At 73.4% G+C, this 18,696-nt stretch carries 13 protein-coding genes; 5 read left to right on the forward strand and 8 right to left on the reverse strand.

The features are described 5' to 3' along the window. Window positions 1-18 precede the first annotated feature (18 nt). Complete coding sequence (gene fbaA / locus K8Z61_RS14410) at window positions 19-1,053, reverse strand: class II fructose-bisphosphate aldolase (protein WP_224130579.1); 1,035 nt, start codon at window positions 1,051-1,053, stop codon at window positions 19-21. A gap of 209 nt (window positions 1,054-1,262) precedes the next feature. Between fbaA and K8Z61_RS14415 the strand changes: the two genes are divergently transcribed. From K8Z61_RS14415 to K8Z61_RS14425, 3 genes are all read left to right on the forward strand, one after another. After that, on the forward strand, window positions 1,263-3,446 hold the full coding sequence (locus K8Z61_RS14415; RefSeq protein WP_224130580.1) for a M14 family zinc carboxypeptidase: 2,184 nt from the start codon (window positions 1,263-1,265) through the stop codon (window positions 3,444-3,446). 145 nt (window positions 3,447-3,591) lie between these two features. After that, complete coding sequence (locus K8Z61_RS14420) at window positions 3,592-4,338, forward strand: hypothetical protein (protein WP_224130581.1); 747 nt, start codon at window positions 3,592-3,594, stop codon at window positions 4,336-4,338. Window positions 4,339-4,467: 129 nt separating this feature from the next. Next, entirely contained in the window at window positions 4,468-5,220 is a 753-nt protein-coding gene (locus K8Z61_RS14425) for a septum formation family protein (RefSeq protein ID WP_224130582.1), read from the forward strand. Window positions 5,221-5,262: 42 nt separating this feature from the next. On the opposite strand, the gene K8Z61_RS14430 is transcribed toward K8Z61_RS14425, so the two are convergent. Further along, window positions 5,263-5,901 (reverse strand): TrmH family RNA methyltransferase, encoded by a 639-nt coding sequence (locus K8Z61_RS14430; RefSeq protein WP_224130731.1) that lies wholly within the window; start codon window positions 5,899-5,901, stop codon window positions 5,263-5,265. 129 nt (window positions 5,902-6,030) lie between these two features. On the opposite strand from K8Z61_RS14430, the gene K8Z61_RS14435 reads away from it, so the two are divergent. Further along, on the forward strand, window positions 6,031-6,693 hold the full coding sequence (locus K8Z61_RS14435) for a DedA family protein (protein WP_224130583.1): 663 nt from the start codon (window positions 6,031-6,033) through the stop codon (window positions 6,691-6,693). Here K8Z61_RS14435 and K8Z61_RS14440 read toward each other — a convergent pair. Then, window positions 6,678-7,421, reverse strand: coding sequence for a DedA family protein (locus tag K8Z61_RS14440; protein WP_224130584.1), 744 nt, complete (start codon window positions 7,419-7,421; stop codon window positions 6,678-6,680). The genes K8Z61_RS14435 and K8Z61_RS14440 overlap by 16 nt on opposite strands. 70 nt (window positions 7,422-7,491) lie before the next feature. On the opposite strand from K8Z61_RS14440, the gene K8Z61_RS14445 reads away from it, so the two are divergent. Then, on the forward strand, window positions 7,492-8,652 hold the full coding sequence (locus K8Z61_RS14445; protein ID WP_224130585.1) for a pyridoxal phosphate-dependent aminotransferase: 1,161 nt from the start codon (window positions 7,492-7,494) through the stop codon (window positions 8,650-8,652). Between the two features lie 12 nt (window positions 8,653-8,664). Here K8Z61_RS14445 and pyrE read toward each other — a convergent pair whose 3' ends face one another. The 5 genes from pyrE to K8Z61_RS14470 all read right to left on the reverse strand — a co-directional run bounded on the left by pyrE (window position 8,665) and on the right by K8Z61_RS14470 (window position 18,583). Further along, entirely contained in the window at window positions 8,665-10,545 is a 1,881-nt protein-coding gene (gene pyrE / locus K8Z61_RS14450) for an orotate phosphoribosyltransferase (RefSeq protein WP_224130586.1), read from the reverse strand. Further along, window positions 10,542-11,285: a hypothetical protein gene (locus K8Z61_RS14455; protein WP_224130587.1), complete on the reverse strand. Its 744-nt coding sequence runs from the start codon at window positions 11,283-11,285 to the stop codon at window positions 10,542-10,544. Before K8Z61_RS14455 ends, pyrE begins: the two co-directional genes overlap by 4 nt. A 66-nt stretch (window positions 11,286-11,351) precedes the next feature. Continuing rightward, window positions 11,352-12,536 (reverse strand): non-hydrolyzing UDP-N-acetylglucosamine 2-epimerase, encoded by a 1,185-nt coding sequence (gene wecB / locus K8Z61_RS14460; RefSeq protein ID WP_224130588.1) that lies wholly within the window; start codon window positions 12,534-12,536, stop codon window positions 11,352-11,354. 10 nt (window positions 12,537-12,546) lie between these two features. Continuing rightward, window positions 12,547-13,032, reverse strand: a complete 486-nt coding sequence (locus K8Z61_RS14465; RefSeq protein WP_224130589.1) for a hypothetical protein — start codon at window positions 13,030-13,032, stop codon at window positions 12,547-12,549. Between the two features lie 139 nt (window positions 13,033-13,171). Then, complete coding sequence (locus tag K8Z61_RS14470; RefSeq protein WP_224130590.1) at window positions 13,172-18,583, reverse strand: ExeM/NucH family extracellular endonuclease; 5,412 nt, start codon at window positions 18,581-18,583, stop codon at window positions 13,172-13,174. Window positions 18,584-18,696: the final 113 nt, after the last annotated feature.

Genomic DNA, 18,696 nt, shown 5'->3' on the forward strand with positions numbered 1-18,696 from the left:
GCCGTCGCGCGCGGGGGATCAGGCGGAGAGGGTGCGCCCCGCCGAGCGCAGGTGCTCGCAGGCCTCGACGATCCGCGCGGCCATGCCGGCCTCGGCGGCCTTGCCCCAGGCGCGGGGGTCGTAGGCCTTCTTGTTGCCGACCTCGCCGTCGACCTTCAGCACGCCGTCGTAGTTGGCGAACATGTGCGCGGCGACGGGCCGGGTGAAGGCGTACTGGGTGTCGGTGTCGATGTTCATCTTCACCACGCCGTAGTCGACGGCCGCGGCGATCTCCTCGGTCGAGGAGCCGGAGCCGCCGTGGAAGACCAGGTGGAAGGGCTTGGAGCCGGGCTCGAGGCCGAACTCGCCGACGACCGCCTCCTGGGCCGCCTTGAGCACCTCGGGACGCAGCTTGACGTTGCCCGGCTTGTAGACGCCGTGCACGTTGCCGAAGGTCAGCGCGGTCATGTAGTAGCCGCGCTCGCCGTAGCCGAGCGCCTTCGCGGTGGCGATGGCGTCCTCCGGGGTGGAGTACAGCTTGTCGTTGATCGCGTTCTCGACGCCGTCCTCCTCGCCGCCGACCACGCCGACCTCGATCTCGAGGATCACCTTCGCGGCGATCGACTTCTCCAGCAGCTCCTGGGCGATGACCAGGTTCTCCTCCAGCGGCACCGCCGAGCCGTCCCACATGTGCGACTGGAAGAGCGGCGCCTCGCCGCGCTGGACGCGCTCGGCCGAGAGCGCGAGCAGCGGCCGGACGAAGCCGTCGAGCTTGTCCTTCGGGCAGTGGTCGGTGTGCAGCGCGATGTTGACGGGGTAGCTCTTGGCGACCTCGGCGGCGTACGCGGCGAAGGCGACCGAGCCGGTGACCATGTCCTTGACCGTCGGGCCGGAGAGGTACTCCGCGCCGCCGGTGGAGATCTGGATGATGCCGTCGGACCCGGCGTCCGCGAATCCCTTGAGGGCGGCGTTGAGGGTCTGCGACGACGAGACGTTGATGGCCGGGAAGGCGTAGGAGCCGCCCTTCGCGGCGTCCAGCATCTCGGCGTAGATCTCGGGGGTGGCGATGGGCACGGAGCACTCCTGGGTGAGGATCGACGGGCGGGATCGGCGCGCCCACCCTAGTGCCCGCGGACAGCCCCGCCGGGGGCGTCCCGGAGACCGCCCGGCGTGACGCCGTTCACCTGCCGATCCGCCGGTGCGAGGCGAACGCGGCGTGACCTCGGGACGACCGGGGCGTTGACGAGGCACCCCCCTTCCCACGGAGCACCGAGGAGAACCCGATGCCCCTCCGCCCTGTCCTCGCGCGCCCGCGCCGCCGTTCCGGCGTCGTCGGCCTGACCCTCGCCCTGGGCCTCAGCGGCCTGGCGCTCACCGGAGCGCTCACCACGCCGGCCACCGGCGACGACGGCGCGACCGCCGTCTCCGAGACGCCGTTCACGCCGTCGCTGGTGACGATCACGACCCCCGACCGCGGCTCGCGGCTGATCCTCCAGCGCCTCGGGCTGGACCTCACCGAGCACGCCGGCCACGACTACGTCGAGGCCGTGCTGCACACCCCGGCCGACCGGGCGGCGCTCGACGCCGCCGGGTTCGACTACCAGGTGCGCATCCCCGACCTGGTGGCCCGCGAGGTCGAGCGTCAGCGTGCCGACGCCGCCTACGCCGCCGCCCGGGTCTCCTCGCCCCTGCCCTCGGGCCGCACGGCCTACCGCACGCTGGCCGACTACGAGGCCGACATGGCCGCGCTCGCGAAGCGCCGCCCCAGCCTGGCCAAGCGGTTCGCCCTGCCGCACAAGACCCTCGACGGCCGCACGGTCTACGGCATCGAGATCGGCCGCGACGTCCAGCGCGCCGCCGACGGCCGTCCGACCTTCCTGCTGCTCGGCGTGCACCACGCCCGCGAGTGGCCCTCCGGCGAGCTCGCGATGGAGTTCGCGACCGACCTGGTCAAGAACTACGGCACGGACGCGCGCATCCGCGGCCTGCTGGACCGCGCCCGGGTCGTCGTGGTGCCGGTGGTCAACGCCGACGGCTTCGACCTCTCGCGCACCGACGGCGACGTCGTCGACCTGCGCACGCTCAACGACGCCGACCCGCTGGGCGGCACCGGCACGACGCTGGCCACCCCCGGCCAGGCGTACAAGCGGAAGAACTGCCGCATCGTCGACGACGTCGACACCCCCGACGGCACCTGCCGTGCGAGCCTGCTCAGCCCCGGCGGCTTCGGCCTCGGGGTCGACCTCAACCGCAACTACGGCGGCTTCTGGGGCGGCCCGGGCGCCGCGGCGACGATGCCCGGCCTGGGCTCCGACGGCGGCGCCGAGGCCGGCCTCGCCGACCCGACGTACCGCGGCGCGGCCCCGTTCTCCGAGCCGGAGACCCAGAACGTGCAGCAGCTCGTCCGCAGCCGCCAGGTGACGATGCTGATCTCCAACCACACGTTCTCGAACCTGGTGCTGCGGCCCAACGGCGTCGCCCCGACGACCATCGGCCCCGACGGCATCCCGGTCGGCGACGCGCCCGACGAGCTGGGCCTCAAGCGTCTCGGACGCGACATGGCGGCCCAGAACGGCTACCAGAACATCCACGGCTGGCAGCTCTACGACACCACCGGCACCACCGAGGACTGGTCGTACAACGCCACCGGCGGCTTCGGCTACACCTTCGAGATCGGCGAGAACGAGTTCCACCCGCCGTTCTCCGAGGTGGTCGGGGAGTACCTCGGCACCGGGAAGCTCGCCGGCAAGGGCAACCGGGAGGCCTACCTGATCGCCCTCGAGCACGCGCTGGACACCCGCTACCACGGCGTCCTCACCGGCGAGGCCCCCGTCGGCGCGACGCTGCGGCTGCGCAAGACGTTCTCCTCGCCGACCTGGAGCTCCTCGTTCGAGGACTTCGTCGACTCGACCCTGAAGGTCGGCCGCACCGGCCGGTTCTCGTGGATCGTCAACCCCTCGACGCGGCCGGTCGTCCGCTCGCGCACCTACGAGAAGCCGGCGGCGACGCCGTTCGCGACCAAGACCGTCGAGGGCGGCTCGCTGACGCCGCTCACCGGCACCGCCGACTACGAGTTCGTCGCCACGCAGCCGTCCGACCTGCTCCAGGTGACCCTCGACTGGCCGACGCCCGACGACCTCGACCTCGAGGTGTTCCGCAAGAACGCCGACGGCTCGCTGACCTCGGTGGCCAGCTCGGGCAACCTGCCCGGCGAGAAGGAGATCGTCCGGATCTCCGACGTCACCCCCGGCACCTACGTCGCCCGGGTCCGCAACGCCGGGTCGGTCGCGCCCAGCCACACGGTGGTCTTCGGCCAGTACGACGCCACCACGGTGCGGACGCCCGGCAAGCGGGAGGCCTACACGCTGACCTGCGAGCTGCGCGGCAGCGTGCGCTCGTCCCAGCGGATCTTCATCAACCGCAACCAGACGCGCGAGCTCGACCTCTCGCGCGCCTGTCGTCAGTGACCCGCTCCCGGGTCCGCTGAGCGGCACCGCCTGACCGGACGGCCCGATCGACGCCCGCGCGTCGATCGGGCCGTTCGGCCTCCACGGGGTCGTGCGAGGTCTACCGTGGGCCGACCCCACCACTGCTCCTCGAAGGATCTCGGACATGAACCGCCCCTCCCTGCGCGCCCGCCTCGGCGCGCTCGCCCTCGCCCTCGCCGCCGTGGCCGCGCCGCTCGCCGCCACCGCGCCCGCCCGCGCCGCCGACGCCGCCCCCGACCGGCTGGCCGGCGCCCCGAAGGTCGGCTCCTGCTACGACGTCACGCTCAAGCAGAGCGAGGGCGAGTACCTGCGGGCCACCTCGTTCGCGTGCAGCACCCGCAGCCACACCGTCTTCGTGGTCGGCGTCGCCGAGGTGCCTTCCGACGTGCCGCTGACGTCCGACTCGCGCGCCCTGTTCGCGTTCCGGGACAAGGCCTGCCGTCCGGCCTTCGGCCGCGCGATCGGCACGGACCGGAACCTGCAGGCCCGCTCCACCTACCTCCCGTCGTACTTCCTGCCGACCCCGCAGCAGCGGGAGGCCGGTGCCCGCTGGATCTCGTGCACGCTCGGCACCCTGAACGCCGGGGCGTACGAGCGCGACCGGCTGACCTCGCCCCGACGCGTCACGGGCCTGCCGAAGAGCGTGTCCGGCTGCACCGCGAAGGACCTGATCGTGCCGTGCACCCGACGTCACGAGTTCCGCCTGACCTGGGCCGGCACGATCTACGAGAAGCCCACCGCGCGGACGATCGACACGGCGGGTCGGCGCCTGTGCCCTCGCCACGTCCGCACCGCGGCGTACACCTACAACGTCCGCTTCGCCACCCCGACCAGCTTCGTGCTCGCCTGCGGCACGCGCACCAGCCGCTGACCGCACCGCGGCCACGCTTCCCCGACGGCCCGATCGACGCCCGCGCGTCGATCGGGCCGTTCGGCGTCCACGAGCCCCGGCAGGGCCCTAGCGTGGGACGCCCCACACCCTCCCTCGAAGGATCTCGGCATGCCCCAGCCCCGCTCCTCCCTGCGCGCCCGCCTCGGCGCGCTCGTCCTCGCCCTCGCCGCCGTCTCGGCCCCGCTCGCGGCGACCTCGTCGGCCCGCGCCGCCGACCCCGCGCCCGACCGGCTCGCCGGCGCCCCGAAGGTCGGGTCCTGCCACGACGCGACCAAGCAGCAGGCGAACCGGGTCAGCCCCAAGGACCCGTCGTTCGCCTGCAGCACCCGCGCCCACACACTCTGGGTCGAGGGGGTCGTGCCGATCCCCGACGACGTCTCGCTCGACCCCGACTCTCGGGCGCTCCAGGAGTACGTCGCGCCGCGGTGCGATCGCGCCCACCAGGACGCGCTCGGCAAGAGCCGCACCCTGCTGGCCCGCACGGTCTACCGCCGCTGGATCTTCCTCCCGACTCCCGCGCAGCGACGTGAGGGTGCGCGCTGGGTGTCATGCGAGCTGAGCCTGACGGCCGACGGCGGTCTGCTCCGCAATCGACTCACCGCGCCGCCACGGCTGAAGGGGCTGCCCGACTCCATCGCCGCCTGCGTCGGGACGAAGTACTACCAGCCGTGCTCGCGACCGCACCGCTACCGGGCGGTCTACGCCCAGACCGTGTACGAGAAGCCGACCAAGCGGGCCATCGAGCGCGCGATCGCCCAGGTCTGCCCGCGACACGTCCGCTCCGAGCGGTATTTCGGCGCGGTCTTCTTCGGCCGCGCGACCAGCTTCGAGGTCACCTGCTTCGACGCCACCCGGCGCTGACCGCGGCTCCGCGGCCGCTGGAGACCAGGACGCCTGGCGGGCTCAGCCCCGCCAGGCGTCCTGCGCGTCGAGGTCGGCGTGCTGCCGCACCCACGCGTGCATGGCGATCGCGGCCGCCGCGGAGGCGTTGATCGAGCGGGTCGACCCGAACTGCGCGATCGAGAAGGTCGCGTCGCACGCCGCCCGAGCGGCCTCGGAGAGCCCCGGGCCCTCCTGGCCGAAGATCAGGCAGACCCGACGCGGCAGCGCGAGCGTCTCCAGCGGCAGGGAGCCGGGCAGGTTGTCGATGCCGAGCAGGACGATGCCGCGCTCGCGCAGCTCCTCCGCGAGGCCCTCGACCGTCGGGTGGTGGCGCACGTGCTGGTACCGGTCGGTCACCATCGCGCCGCGCCGGTTCCAGCGCCGGTTGCCCACGATGTGCACCTCGGCGGCGAGGAAGGCGTTGGCGGAGCGGACGACCGTCCCGATGTTGAAGTCGTGCTGCCAGTTCTCGATCGCCACGTGGAAGTCGTGCCGGCGGGCGTCGAGGTCGGCGACGATCGCCTCCAGCCGCCAGTAGCGGTAGCGGTCGACGACGTTGCGCCGGTCGCCGCCGGCCAGCAGCGCGGGATCCCACTGCTCGCCCTCGGGCCACGGCCCGACCCAGGGACCGACGCCGACCTCGGCAGGGCCGTGCGGCATCGGGTCGTAGGGCGCGCGCGTGGCGTCCGTCCCATCCGTTCCCGCGCCCTCGACCATGCGCCGCAGGGTACGGTGACGCCCGTGCTCCAGACGGCGTCGGCCCTGCTCAGCGATCAGCTCCACCCTCTGATGCTGGGTGTCTCGTGGCTGGATCCGAACTACCTGCTCGACCACTTCGGCGGGTCGTTGATCTGGATCAGCCTGGCGATCGTCTTCGTCGAGTGCGGGCTGTTCTTCCCGTTCCTGCCGGGCGACACGCTGCTGTTCTCGCTCGGCCTGTTCATCTCGATCCACAGGATCTCCGTGCTGGGAGTCTCGAACCGGCTGGTCGAGGTGATCGCCGCGTGCCTGCTGCTCTCGGTGGCGGCGTTCCTCGGCAACGTGGTGGGCTACGAGATCGGCAGACGCATCGGGCCGCGGCTCTACGAGCGCGACGGGCGGATCATCAAGCGCAAGTACCTCGACTCCACCAGCACGTTCTTCGAGACCCACGGCAACCAGGCGCTGGTGATCGGCCGGTTCGTGCCGTTCGTGCGCACCTACATCACCGTCGTCGCGGGCGTCACGCAGATGGAGCGTCGTCGGTTCTTCACCTGGAGCGCGGTCGGCGCGGTGGCCTGGGTCATCAGCATCACGCTGCTCGGCTACTTCCTCGGCGGCATCCCAGGGCTCGGCGACAACATCGACTACGTCATCCTCCTGATCACCGCGTTCACGATCATCCCGATCGTGCTCGAGGGCATCCGGCAGCGGGCCAAGGACCGCAAGAAGGACGATCAGGCGACGTCCTGAGCCGCCGCCCGCTCGCGGCGCTGCCGCCGCACCCGGCGCACGACCCAGCGCAGCACGACGCCGCCGACGAGCAGGCCCAGCCCGGCCTGCACCAGGCCGACGACCGGCTCCACCCGGTGCCACTGCTCGCCGAGCTCGTAGCCGACCAGTACGAAGATCGAGTTCCAGATCGCCGAGCCCGCCAGGGTCAGCAGGGTGAAGGTGACGAGCGGCATCCGCTCGACGCCGGCCGGCAGCGACACCAGGCTGCGGAACACCGGCACCATGCGGCCGAGCAGCACCGCCGTGCGTCCGTGCCGGGCGAACCACTCCTCGGTGCGCACCAGGTCGGCCTCCTCGACCAGCGGCAGGCGCACGCACAGCGCGTGCACGCGGTCGCGGCCCACGCGCGCGCCGATGCCGTAGAGCACCAGCGCGCCCACCACGGAGCCGATCGTGGTGGCCACGATCGCGGCCAGCAGCGAGAACTCGCCCCGGCTGGCGGTGAAGCCGGCCAGTGGCAGGATCAGCTCGCTGGGCAGCGGCGGGAAGAGGTTCTCCAGCGCGATCGCGACGCCGGCCCCGACCGGCCCGAGCCGCTCCATCAGGTCGACGGCCCAGGCGGCGACGCCGGTCAGCTCGGGCTGGCCGGGCGAGCCGGACGAGGCGGGCAGTGCCGCGGGCACGGCGGACGCGGACGGTGCAGCAGGCGCGACGGACGGGACGGGGAGGGTGGCGGCGACACTCACGCCCCCGAGTGAACCGGACGACCGGTCATCACCCCAGCCCGCAGGGCGGGGCGCGGGTAGCGTCGCGACCGTGATCGCCTCCCGCCTGGCCGGCATCCCGCCCACGGTCTTCGCCGAGATGTCCGCGCTCGCGGTGCGCACCGGCGCCGTCAACCTCGGCCAGGGCTTCCCGGACGCCGACGGCCCGCGTCCGCTGCTCGACGCCGCCGTCCGCGCCCTGCACGAGGGCCACAACCAGTACGCGCCCGGCGTCGGGCTGCCCGCCCTGCGGCAGGCGATCGCCCGCCACCAGCAGCGCCGGTACGGGCTGGAGGTCGACCCCGACACCGAGGTCGTCGTCACCACCGGCTGCACCGAGGCGCTCGCCGGCGCGCTGCTCGGGCTCGTCGAGCCGGGCGACGAGGTGGTCGTGCTGGAGCCGTTCTACGACTCCTACGCGGCGGTGGTGCAGATGGCCGGCGGCGTGCGTCGTCCGGTGCTGCTGCGCGCGCCCGACTTCCGCCTCGACGTCGACGCGCTCCGTGCCGCCGTCGGGCCGCGCACGCGGTTCGTCCTGCTCAACACCCCGCACAACCCCACCGGCCGCGTGCTCGACGCCGCGGAGCTCGACGCCGTGGCGCAGGTGGCCCGCGAGCACGACCTGGTCGTGCTCGCCGACGAGGTCTACGAGCACCTCACCTACGACGGCCGCGCTCACCGCCCGATCGCGACGCTGCCCGGCATGCGCGAGCGCACGCTGACCCTCTCGAGCGTCGGCAAGTCCTACGCCGTCACCGGCTGGAAGGTCGGCTGGGCGGTCGGCCCGGCACCGCTCGTCGGCGCGGTGCTGGCGGCCAAGCAGTGGCTCACCTTCACCTCCGGCGCGCCCCTGCAGCCCGCGGTGGCGCACGCGCTCGACCACCTGCCCGACGCACCGGCCGAGCTCGCCGCGCAGCTGCAGGAGCGGCGCGACCTGCTCGTCGCCGGGCTCGCCGACATCGGGCTGCCGGTCGTCTCGCGGCCCCAGGCGTCCTACTTCGCGATCAGCGACGTCGCGCACCTCGGCTGGGACGACGGCCGCGCGTTCTGCCTGGCGCTGCCCGAGCGGGCCGGCGTCGTCGCGATCCCCCTGCAGGGCTTCCACGACGACGCCGACGCCGGGCGCCACCTCGTCCGGTGGGCGTTCTGCAAGCGGCCCGAGATGCTGCGCGAGGCGCTGGACCGCCTGGCCGGCGCCCGACTGGAGCGGTGACGCGGCCGGGCGTCAGGCCCCGGCGGTCGCGGCGGCCCCGGCGGCCCCGGCGCGCACGGCGTCGAGCTCGGCCTTGGTGAGCACGGCCCGGATCTCCAGGCCGAGGTCGGCGAGCGGGGTCTGGTCCTCGGGGCTGCGGTCGATCGCGCAGACGACCACCTCGACGATCGCGCCGGCCTCGCGCAGCGCGACCGTGGCGTCGCGGACGGCGCCGCCGGTGGTGATGACGTCCTCGATCAGCACGACCCGGCGGCCCGCGAACTCCGGGCCCTCGGCCAGCTTGGCGGTGCCGTACTCCTTGGCCTGCTTGCGGACGAACAGCGCCGGCGTGCCGGTGAGGCTGGAGACCATCGTCGCGATCGGCACGCCGCCGAGCTCGAGGCCGCCGAGCAGGTCGGGGGCGTCGTCGCCGGCCGGCAGCAGCGGCACCATCGCCTGGGCGACGCGGCGCAGCAGCACCGGGTCGGCCTCGAAGAGGTACTTGTCGAAGTACTCGTGCGAGACCTGCCCCGAGCGCAGGGTGAAGGTGCCGCTCAGGCGGCAGCGGGCGTCGATCGCGGCGGCCAGGCTGGGGCCGGTGAGGTCGGTGGTCATGGCGGCATTCAACCCGGCCATGGCCGAGCGCGGCGTCTTGACCCAGGCGTTGCGGCCCAGCGCGAGGTTCGCGAGCGCGCGCAGCGACACCCACGCCCACACGTACCCGTAGGCGGTGAAGAGCAGCCCGGCGGCCGGGACCTCGTACCAGCGGAACCGGTGCGGGCTGTGACGCTGGTAGGTGCCGAGGAACAGCGCGAGCGGCAGCAGCGAGACGAGCAGCTCGACGCCGCGCCGCTGCGGGCCGTACGGCACGAAGCCGAGCAGGTGGTTGGTCGCCGGGAGGCCGAGGATCGCGGCGATGCTCAGCAGCATCGTGACGCTGACCAGCAGCACCGTGACGACCAGCACGAGGTAGAGGACGAGATCGAGGCGGCCGACGAGCGGCACCCGGCCCGGCCGCAGCAGCCCGGGGATGTGGCGCCAGCACTGGTAGTGGCCCTGGATCCAGCGAGTGCGCTGGCGCAGCAGCGCGCGCCAGCCGACCACGCCCTGCTGCTCGACGTGCGTCGCGTGGCAGAACCGGGTGCGCCAGCCCGCGACGACCAGGCGCAGGCCGAGGTCGAGGTCCTCGGTGAGGGCACCCGGCGACCACGCCTGGCCGTCCTCGTCCGCGAGGCCGTCGAGCGCCGAGAGCCGGGTGAACTGGCCGTTGCCGCCCAGGCCGGAGGAGCCCAGACGGTCGCGGGCCACCTGGACGAGCCGGCTGAAGCCGACGAACTCGATGTCCTGCATGCGGGTGAGCAGGTTGTCGCGGGCGTTGCCGATGCGCACGCCCACCTGCACCGAGGCGACCTCGGGCTCGGCGAAGTACGGGGCGACCGTCGTCAGGGCGTCGGCCGGCAGCAGCCCGTCGGCGTCGAGGATCACCACGACGACGTCGTCGGCGCCGCGTCCCTCGAGCCACGGGTCGTCCGCTGCGCGCCAGGCGCTGATCAGCCCGTGCCCGTGGTTCAGCGCCTCGCTCTTGCCGAGGCCGGCGTCCGGCGGGACGCGCCGGGTCAGCCGGATCCGCTCGTCGCGCCGTGCCCAGCGTCCTGCGATGGCGGCGGTGGCGTCCTGGGAGTCGTCGTCGACGACGAGCACCCGGACGGGGCCGTCGTACTCCAGCCGCGCGACCGTCTCGAGGGTGCGGTCGAGCACGAGCTCCTCGTTGCGCGCCGGCACCAGCAGCACCATCAGGGGCCGGTACGTCGAGGTCGGCTGCGCCGCCCGGGCCAGGGAGAGGGCGAAGAGGACGGCGTAGTAGCCGACGATGACCGCGATCGCGCCGGCCGCGAGGGTGAGGTCGAGCGTCATCCGGCGGAGGGCGACGCCAGCGTCGGGAGGTCCTTCAGCAGGTCCTGGTCGGCGATCGCGCCCAGCGCCTTCAGCGCGGAGCGCCAGGCGGCGTCGGCGTCGGCGATCGCGCCGGCGAACGACGCCGGCACGCGGGTGCCGCCGCCGGCGCGGAGCTGCCCGGCCAGCCGGTCGTAGGTGCGCAGGCTGGCCACCAGCCGCGCGGGCGCGGAGCCCGACGGCGGGGGCAGCCGGGTGGCGGTGACGACGAGCTCGCGCAGCTGCGCCTGCACCTGACGCGCGAAGCGGGGCCGCTCCGCGCGCGGGATGCCGGTGTCGTCGACGCTGGCCACCCACAGCGCGTGCAGCAGCTGCACCTGGTCGACGCTGCGACGGGCCGCGGCCACCCCGGTGACGACGAACACCGAGTCGCTGTCGACCACCGGCGCGTCACCGAGACGTCCGCCGGCGACGGTCGCCTGTCCCGACGGGGTGCTCGAGGCGTCCGAGCCGCCCGAGGCACCCGGGGCACCCGAGCCGCCCGAGGCGCCCGGGGCACCCGAGCCGCCGGCCGAGGGCGAGCCGTCAGGACGCGAGCCCTCCGCGCTCCCCGACGGCGTCGCCGAGCCGCCGGCGGCGCTCTCGTCGGCGGAGGGGGCGGCCGAGACGCCGTTCGGCGCGGCGTCGCCGCTGCAGCCGGCGAGCGCGGCCGGGGCGGTGAGGAGGGACAGGGCGAGCACCAGGCTCGGCAGGCGGTTCACAGGGGACTCCCGGGTCGGAGGAGGTTCGGGCGGGCGGGTTAGGCGGGTCGGGTCAGGAGAGGCGGGTCAGGCGGAGGCGTGCGCCCGGGTCGGGGCGGCGGGCACGTGGCCGAGCAGGTCGGCGACCAGGGCGACGATCCGCTCGGCGGCCCGGCCGTCGCCGAACGGCGAGGTGCGGCACGTCAGCGCGGCCTGGGCGTCCGGATCGGTGAGCAGCCGCCCGATCTCGCGCCGGATGCGCACCGGGTCGGTGCCCACCAGCAGCAGGCCGCCGGCCACCTCGCCCTCGGGACGCTCGGTGGTGTCGCGCGCGACCAGGGTGGGTCGACCCAGGGTGCACGCCTCCTCCTGGACGCCGCCGGAGTCGGTGAGCACCACGTCGGCACGGCGCAGCAGGCGCACGAAGTCGGGGTAGTCCAGCGCCCCGACCAGGTGCACTCGGTCGGACGCCGGGAGCACGGCTGCGATCGTCTGCTGGACGACGGGGTTGGGGTGCAGCGGCAGCACGACCTGCAGGTCGGGGTGATCGGCCACCGCGCGGGCGACGCCCTCGGCGATGCCGGCGAGGCCGGCGCCCCACGACTCGCGGCGGTGCGCGGTGACGACCAGCAGCGGCCGGGCGTCCGCGTGCACCGAGGCGAGCAGGTCGGCGTCGCGGCCGGCGTAGCCGGTGGAGCGCGCCAGGGTCGCGTGCAGGGCGTCGACGACGGTGTTGCCGACGTCGTGCACGGTCTGCGGGTCGAGGCCCTCGGCGAGCAGGGCCTCGGCCGCGGTGCGGGTGGGCGCGCAGTGAAGGTCGGCGATCCGGCCGATCAGCCGCCGGTTGGCCTCCTCCGGGTACGGCGAGCGCAGGTCGCCGGTGCGCAGGCCGGCCTCGACGTGCACCACCGGCACCTGCCGGTAGAAGCCGGCCAGGGCGCCGGCCAGCGCCGTGGTGGTGTCGCCCTGCACGACGACGGCGTCGAGCCGGTGCGCCTCGATCGCGGCGCCGACGGCCTGCAGGGCGCGACCGGCGAGGTCGGAGAGCTGCTGGCCCGGACGCATCAGGTCGAGGTCGTCGTCGGGGCGCAGGCCGAAGTCGGCGAGCACGGGAGCCAGCAGGTCGCGGTGCTGTCCGGTCGAGACGATCACCGGCTCGAGCGGCCCCGTCGCCGCCATCGCGGTGATCACCGGCGCGAGCTTGACCGCCTCGGGACGCGTGCCGAGCAGGATGCCGACGCGCGAGCGGGTCGGGTGGGGCTGACGGATCATCGGGGTCCGATCAGTAGGAGCTCACGGGGAGCATCGTGACGAGGCCGGTGCGGCTGGCCTGCAGGGTCACCCGGTAGGCGACGCCCTCGCGGACGTCCACCCGGGCGGTGGCGGTGCGGACGGCGCCGTCGACGGTGACGGCGGACTCCAGGTCGTAGGCGCCGGGCGCGAGGTCCAGCGGCGCGGCGGTCGCGGTCCCGGCCAGCGGGACGACCCGCGCCGGGCCGTCGAGCGGCCGCAGGATCAGCGACGCGTCGGACGGACGCAGGTCGTCGCGGATCTCGAGTCGGGCCTCGAGCACCGACGCGTCCGAGCCGGCCGGCAGCGGCGCCTCCTGAACGCGCACCCGGGTGGCGACGCCGGTGGGCGCGACGACGTACCAGACGCAGCCGAGCACCACGAGCAGCGAGACCAGGCCGGCGCCGAGCGCCCGCAGCGTCGCGTGCAGCGGGCTGCGCTCGGGACCGCGGGAGCGGGGAGGCGCGGAAGCGGACATGACGGCCTTCCGGTGCGGGGGTCGGCGTGATCGTGCGGGGACGCCCGGAACGGGCGGGGAGCAGCAGGTGTCCGGAACGCGACCTCCCCGGGAACGCCGAGGGCGTTCCCGGGGAGGTGCGGTGCGATCCGGACGAGGGTCAGCCGGCGCTGACCATCGCGGCGTTCACACCGGTGCGGTAGCCGCCGTTGGCGATCCGCCCGATGCTCACGCCGCCGGCGTAGGACGACGCGCCGCCCGCCGAGCCGTTCCACCACTGCGTGCGCAGGGTGCCGTCGGGCGCGGCGAAGGCCACCTTGTAGTCGACCCCGGCCTTGACGCCGGAGAAGTAGAAGGTGCCGTCGTCCTGGGTGCAGGTGGCGTACCTGGCGGGCCCGGCCGCGCTGTCGTACAGGTACACGCACACCTTGTTGCGGCCGACGGCCTTGCCGTTGGACCGCACCTTGCCGGTCACGACACCACCGAGCGGCGTCAGCGCGGCGTCGGCCGTGGCCGAGGCGTTGCCGTTGGCCAGGGTCAGCGCCAGCGCGCCGGCCTGGGTGGTCGAGCCACCGACCGTGCCGGTCCACCACTGCGTGGCGTACGCGCCCTTGGGGTCGAAGAAGGCGAGGTCGTAGTCGCCCTTCGCGAGCCCGGTGAGCGTGTAGGTGCCGTCGGAGCCCGTGCAGGTGGCGTAGCGCGCGGCCGTGGAGTCGCCGTGGGCGTACGCGTAGACGCACACGCCGGACAGCGGGGTCACGGTCCGGATGCTGCCGTCACGCACGGTGCCGGTGATGGTGGCCTGCTTCGGCTCGTCGAAGGCCAGGTCGACACCCGTGCGGGTGCCGCTGATCGACAGCGGAGCCGAGACGTAGGTGGTCGGGTTCTCGCCGCTCGCGTCGGTGAGGACCACCTGGTAGGTGCCGTACGCCTCGAGGTAGTAGGCGCCGTCGTCCTGGGTGCAGGTCGCGTAGCTGGCGCTCGAGGCGGTCTTCGAGGTGTAGAGGTACACGCAGGCGCCGGAGACCGGGTTGCCCGCGAAGTCCCGCACGACGCCCGACACCGACGAGGTCGTCGTCGGCGTGGCGCCGGGCGCACCGACGAGGGTGCCGGACGGGGCGGCCTTGACGCCGACCTGCCAGGTGCCCACGAGGTTCGACGGGGCGGTGAAGGAGATGCTCGCCGCGCCGTTGGCGACCGGGAACTCCCCGACCGGGACGACGTCGGTGCCCTGGGTCAGGAACACCGTCGCCTTGGTGTTGAGCGGGCTGCCCTGCGAGGTGAGGTCGAGCCGGCTCAGCGAGAAGCTGACGCTCTGCCCGGCGGTCACGCCCGAGGGGAGGCCGTTCTCCTCGACCTGCTGGCGCGCGAAGTCGGGTGAGAGGCCCGGCGTGCGGTGGTCCTGCAGGTACTGGATCCACAGGTCGCGGTCGACGAGGCCGGTGTCGTTCGCCTGGCCCTGGGTGAAGGCGGTGAAGTTGTCGCCGCCGGTGCCGAGGAAGGAGAACGTCGAGACCTTGTAGGTCGCGGCCGGGTCGATCGGCTGGTCGTTGATCCGGATCGAGGTGATCCGCGAGCCGGCCGGCTTGGACGGGTCCTGGGTCACCCGGACGTTGTCCGAGAGGCCGAGGGCCAGGAACGGCCGCGACGCGCCGGTCGGCTGCCACTGCTGCTCGAGCACCGCCTTCAGCTGGGCGCCGGTGAGCCGGACGACCCAGATGTTGTTGACGAACGGCAGCACCGAGTTGGCCTCGGCGTAGGTGACGACGCCGTCGGTGTTGGCCGGGTTGCTGGTCGTGTCGCCCTTGTAGACGAGCTCGGAGCGCAGACCGCCCGGGTTGACGATGCCGAGGTCGGCGCCGCCGAGGCGGGCCGGGATGCCGTCGCGCAGCGCGTTGCCGACCAGGTCGCCCAGGGTCGACTCCAGGCCGCGGCTGTCTCGGGTGCCGCCGACGTACGTCCCGGTGGCGGTGGAGCCGCCGGAGTACGCGGTGGTGATGTCGCCGGTGATGGTGCCGACCGGCTGGTCACCGACCTGCTTGGCGTAGGCCAGGGCGTTGTCGACGATCGTCTTGACGTTCGCGACCCGCGGGAACTGGCTGACCAGCGTGGCGTCGGCGGTCGTGGTGCGGGCGACGTTGGCGGCCGAGTAGGACGTCACCGTCTTGGTGTTCGGGTTGATCTTCAGCACGATCTTGCCGACGTTGTCGCCGTAGTTGCCGGTCTGCAGCAGCGGACGGCTGCGGCCGGTCGAGCCGATCGGCTGGTCCCAGGCGTAGACCTGGTGGGTGTGGCCGTTGAAGATCGCGTTGATCCGCGGGCTGAGGTTCGCCATGGCCGCGAACTCGCCACCCTTGGCGATCTCGGCGTTGTAGTTCGAGCCCACGCCCTGGACGGCGCCGGCGTGGAACGTCGCGACGAGCACGTCGGCCTCGCCGTTGGACGGATCGCCGTCGGTGAGCTTGGCGGCCACGCGGTTCACCGCGGCGATCGGGTCGCCGAAGGTGAGGTCCTGGATGCCGCCGGGGCTGACCAGGCTCGCGGTCTCCTGCGTCACGGCACCGATGACGGCGATCTTGACGCCGTGCTTGGTGAAGGACGCGTACTCCGGCAGCACCGGGGTCTGCGTGCCCTTGGCGTAGACGTTCGCGCCGAGGTAGTCCCACTTCGCGTTGCGGCTGCCGGCCGCGCCGATGACGCGGTCGCGGAGGTCGGCGTAGCCCTGGTCGAACTCGTGGTTGCCCACCGCGGAGGCGTCGAGGCCCAGCGCGTTGAACATGTCGATCGTGGGCTGGTCCTTCTGGGTCGCCGAGGCGAACTCGGAGGCGCCGATCAGGTCACCGGCGCCGACGAACAGGACGTCGTCGGACGACGGCGCGGCCTGGCGGAGCTGCTCCACCGTGCCGGCCCACTTGACGGTGTTGGCGTTGATGCGACCGTGGAAGTCGTTGACGCCGAGCAGCGTCAGGTCGAAGTCCGGCGCCGCGACCGGGGCGGAGATGCCCACGATCTCGGGGTCGTGGTCGGAGGACCGGTACGCGTTGGGCTGGTAGAAATCCGTGGCGTTGTAGTTGTAGCGGCTGTACTCGTAGGCGATCGACTCGCCGGAGTTGATGTTCCAGATGTCCGCGCCGGTGACGTCCGCCTTGGCGGGCGCGTTGGCCAGGACGTGGTCGAGCGAGCCCGAGAGGCCGCTGAAGGAGTAGGTCGACTCACCGGGGGTGGTGGTGGACTCGACCGCGCTGAAGCCGGCGCCGTAGAGGACCTGCATGGGGTCCTCCTGCGTGTAGCTGTTGAAGTCGCCGGTCAGGAAGATCTTCGCGAGGCCGCGGTCGGCGGCGAACTGGTTCGCGAAGGTCACCAGGGCCTGCGCCTGACGGGTGCGGTCGCCGTTGTAGAAGCCCTGGCCGTCGCCGGCGTCGGCGTTGTCGCCGGTACCGCCGCTGCCCTTGGACTTGAAGTGGTTGACGATCACCGCGAAGGCGGTGGAGTCGGCGTTGCCGACCCGCTTGAACGCCTGGGCCAGCGGCTGACGCGCGTTGGCGAACGCGGCGGAGCCGACGAGCACCTTCGAGCCGCCGACCGGGGCGGCCGTCGCCTTCTTGTAGATGAAGCCGGTGCGGATGACGTCCTGCTGGTCGACCGGCGGGAGGTCCGCGGCGGCCGGCGAGGGCACGTAGTCCCACACGGTGCTGCCGGCGGCGGCGTTGAGCGCGTTCACGAGCGTCCGGATGCCGTTGTCGCGGTCGGTCTGGCCGAGCATCTTGACGCTGTTCTCGAGCTCCTCGAGGGAGACGATGTCGGCGCCGAGGCCGTTGATGGCCGCCACGATCTTGTCCTGCTGACGCTTCAGCGAGGCGTCGGTGGCCGCGCCGCGCGGGCCGTTCGGGGTGCAGGTGTTGTTCGCGATCCGGTTGCCGGCGCGGTCGGTGTAGTACGTGCAGCTGCCGCCCGCGGCGACGAAGGCCTCGCCGGTGGTCGGGAAGTAGTTGAGCACGTTGAACGTCGCCAGCCGCAGGTCGCCGCCGACGTTCTCGGGGGCCGGGGTGCGGGTGTTGGCGAACGACGCCGGGGCCGTGTCGGCCGCGGTGTACTGCGAGCGCGGCTGGAGCTTCCACGCGCTGTTGCGGTACTCGAGGATCACCGGGGCGGTGAGCGTCGCCTTCGCGCCGACCCGCACGGCGACGGTGTTGCCCGCCGGCGTGGTCAGGTAGGGCACCGGGGTGTCCTTGCCGGTGGTGAGGAAGTTGACGCTCGCGCCGTCGTCGAGCACGACGCCGCGGGCGGCGTTGTCGGCGGCGACGTCGGCGGCCGCCTGGGTGCCCGGCTTCGCGACGTCGGTGGGCTGGATGAGCGGCTTGGTGCCGGTCGCGAGGCCCACCTCGGCGAACTGGTTGGTCGAGAACGTGTTGGTGACCGTGAAGGAGTCGGTCGGGGCCAGCAGCTCGCCCTCGTGCGCCTCGCGGTCGGCCTCGGTGGTCGGGTACGCCGCGGCGAGCGGGGTGACCGAGCCGGTGACGCCGGCGGGCTTGGCGATGTCGGCGGCCGAGCCCGGGGTGATCTCGGTGGTGCCCTGGAACTCCGAGACGGCGCCGGTGACGTCGACGACGTCGCCGACGGCGGGGATCGCGGAGGTCAGCGAAGCGCCGGTGAACACGAAGACGGCGTCCGAGGCACCCGGGGTGGCGTCGGTGGCGCCGCCGGTGCCGATCGTCTGCACGTAGAAGCCGTTGTAGCCGCCGGTCGGGTACGCCGCGGTGACGACGCCGCGGACCGTGACGGTCTGGCCGCTCTTCGGCGAGGTGGCGGTGTTGGTGCCCTGCACCTCGGCGATCGGGGTGAGGGTCGGCGTCGTGGTGCCGCCGCCCGTGCCCCCCGTGCCGCCGGTGCCGCCCGTGCCGCCCGTGCCGCCCGAGCCCGCGGCGGAGGCGGTGTTCTGCGGGGTCGGCGCGGCCGACTTGAAGTCGGCGCCGTTGTTGTCGGTGTCGCCACCCGCGGTGCGGTTGGCCGAGGTGGTGTTCGAGAGGTTCGCCGACATCGCGGCGCCCTCGAAGGTGGTGTTGCCGCCGGCGCCGTAGCCGACCATGTCGACGATGTTCGCGTTGCCGGCGACGTTGCCCGAGCCGCTGAAGGTCGTCGTGCCGGGCTTCAGCAGGAACACCTGCCCGTTGGAGCTGCCCATCGTGAAGCCCACGCTGGCGTCGGGCGTGGGCAGCGCGACGCCGTTCGTGCCGTCGGGGCCGGCCTTGACGAGGAACGGCGAGTTCGCCGGGATCGTCGTGCCCGCCGCGAACGTCAGAGCGCTCGAGTTCGGGCTTCCACCGCTCGAGCGGTAGAACAGCGTCATGCCCTCGAGCGACAGCGGCGCGCTGGTGGGGTTGTAGAGCTCGACGAAGTCGGAGTTGTACTGGGCGCCGCTGTTGCCGCCGCCGCCGTACGCCTCGCTGATGACGATGCCCGTGCCGGCCGGGTTGGCCGAGGCAGGCAGGGCGGGGAGCGCCGCGACCGGCAGCGCTACCGCCAGCAGGCCGGTCGCCAGGAGGCGACTCGACCGCGTGCTGCGAGATGACATGGATGGTCTCCGGTTCTGTGCCAAGGGGGTTCTCGAGGGGAGGCACTGCGCTCGCGATGCCGACCGGGCTGGGCGGACACCGCGAACGGCGCCGATCGACTCGACCGGCGCCA

Source organism: Nocardioides sp. TRM66260-LWL (genome assembly GCF_020075545.1).
In the GTDB taxonomy this organism is placed as follows: domain Bacteria; phylum Actinomycetota; class Actinomycetes; order Propionibacteriales; family Nocardioidaceae; genus Nocardioides.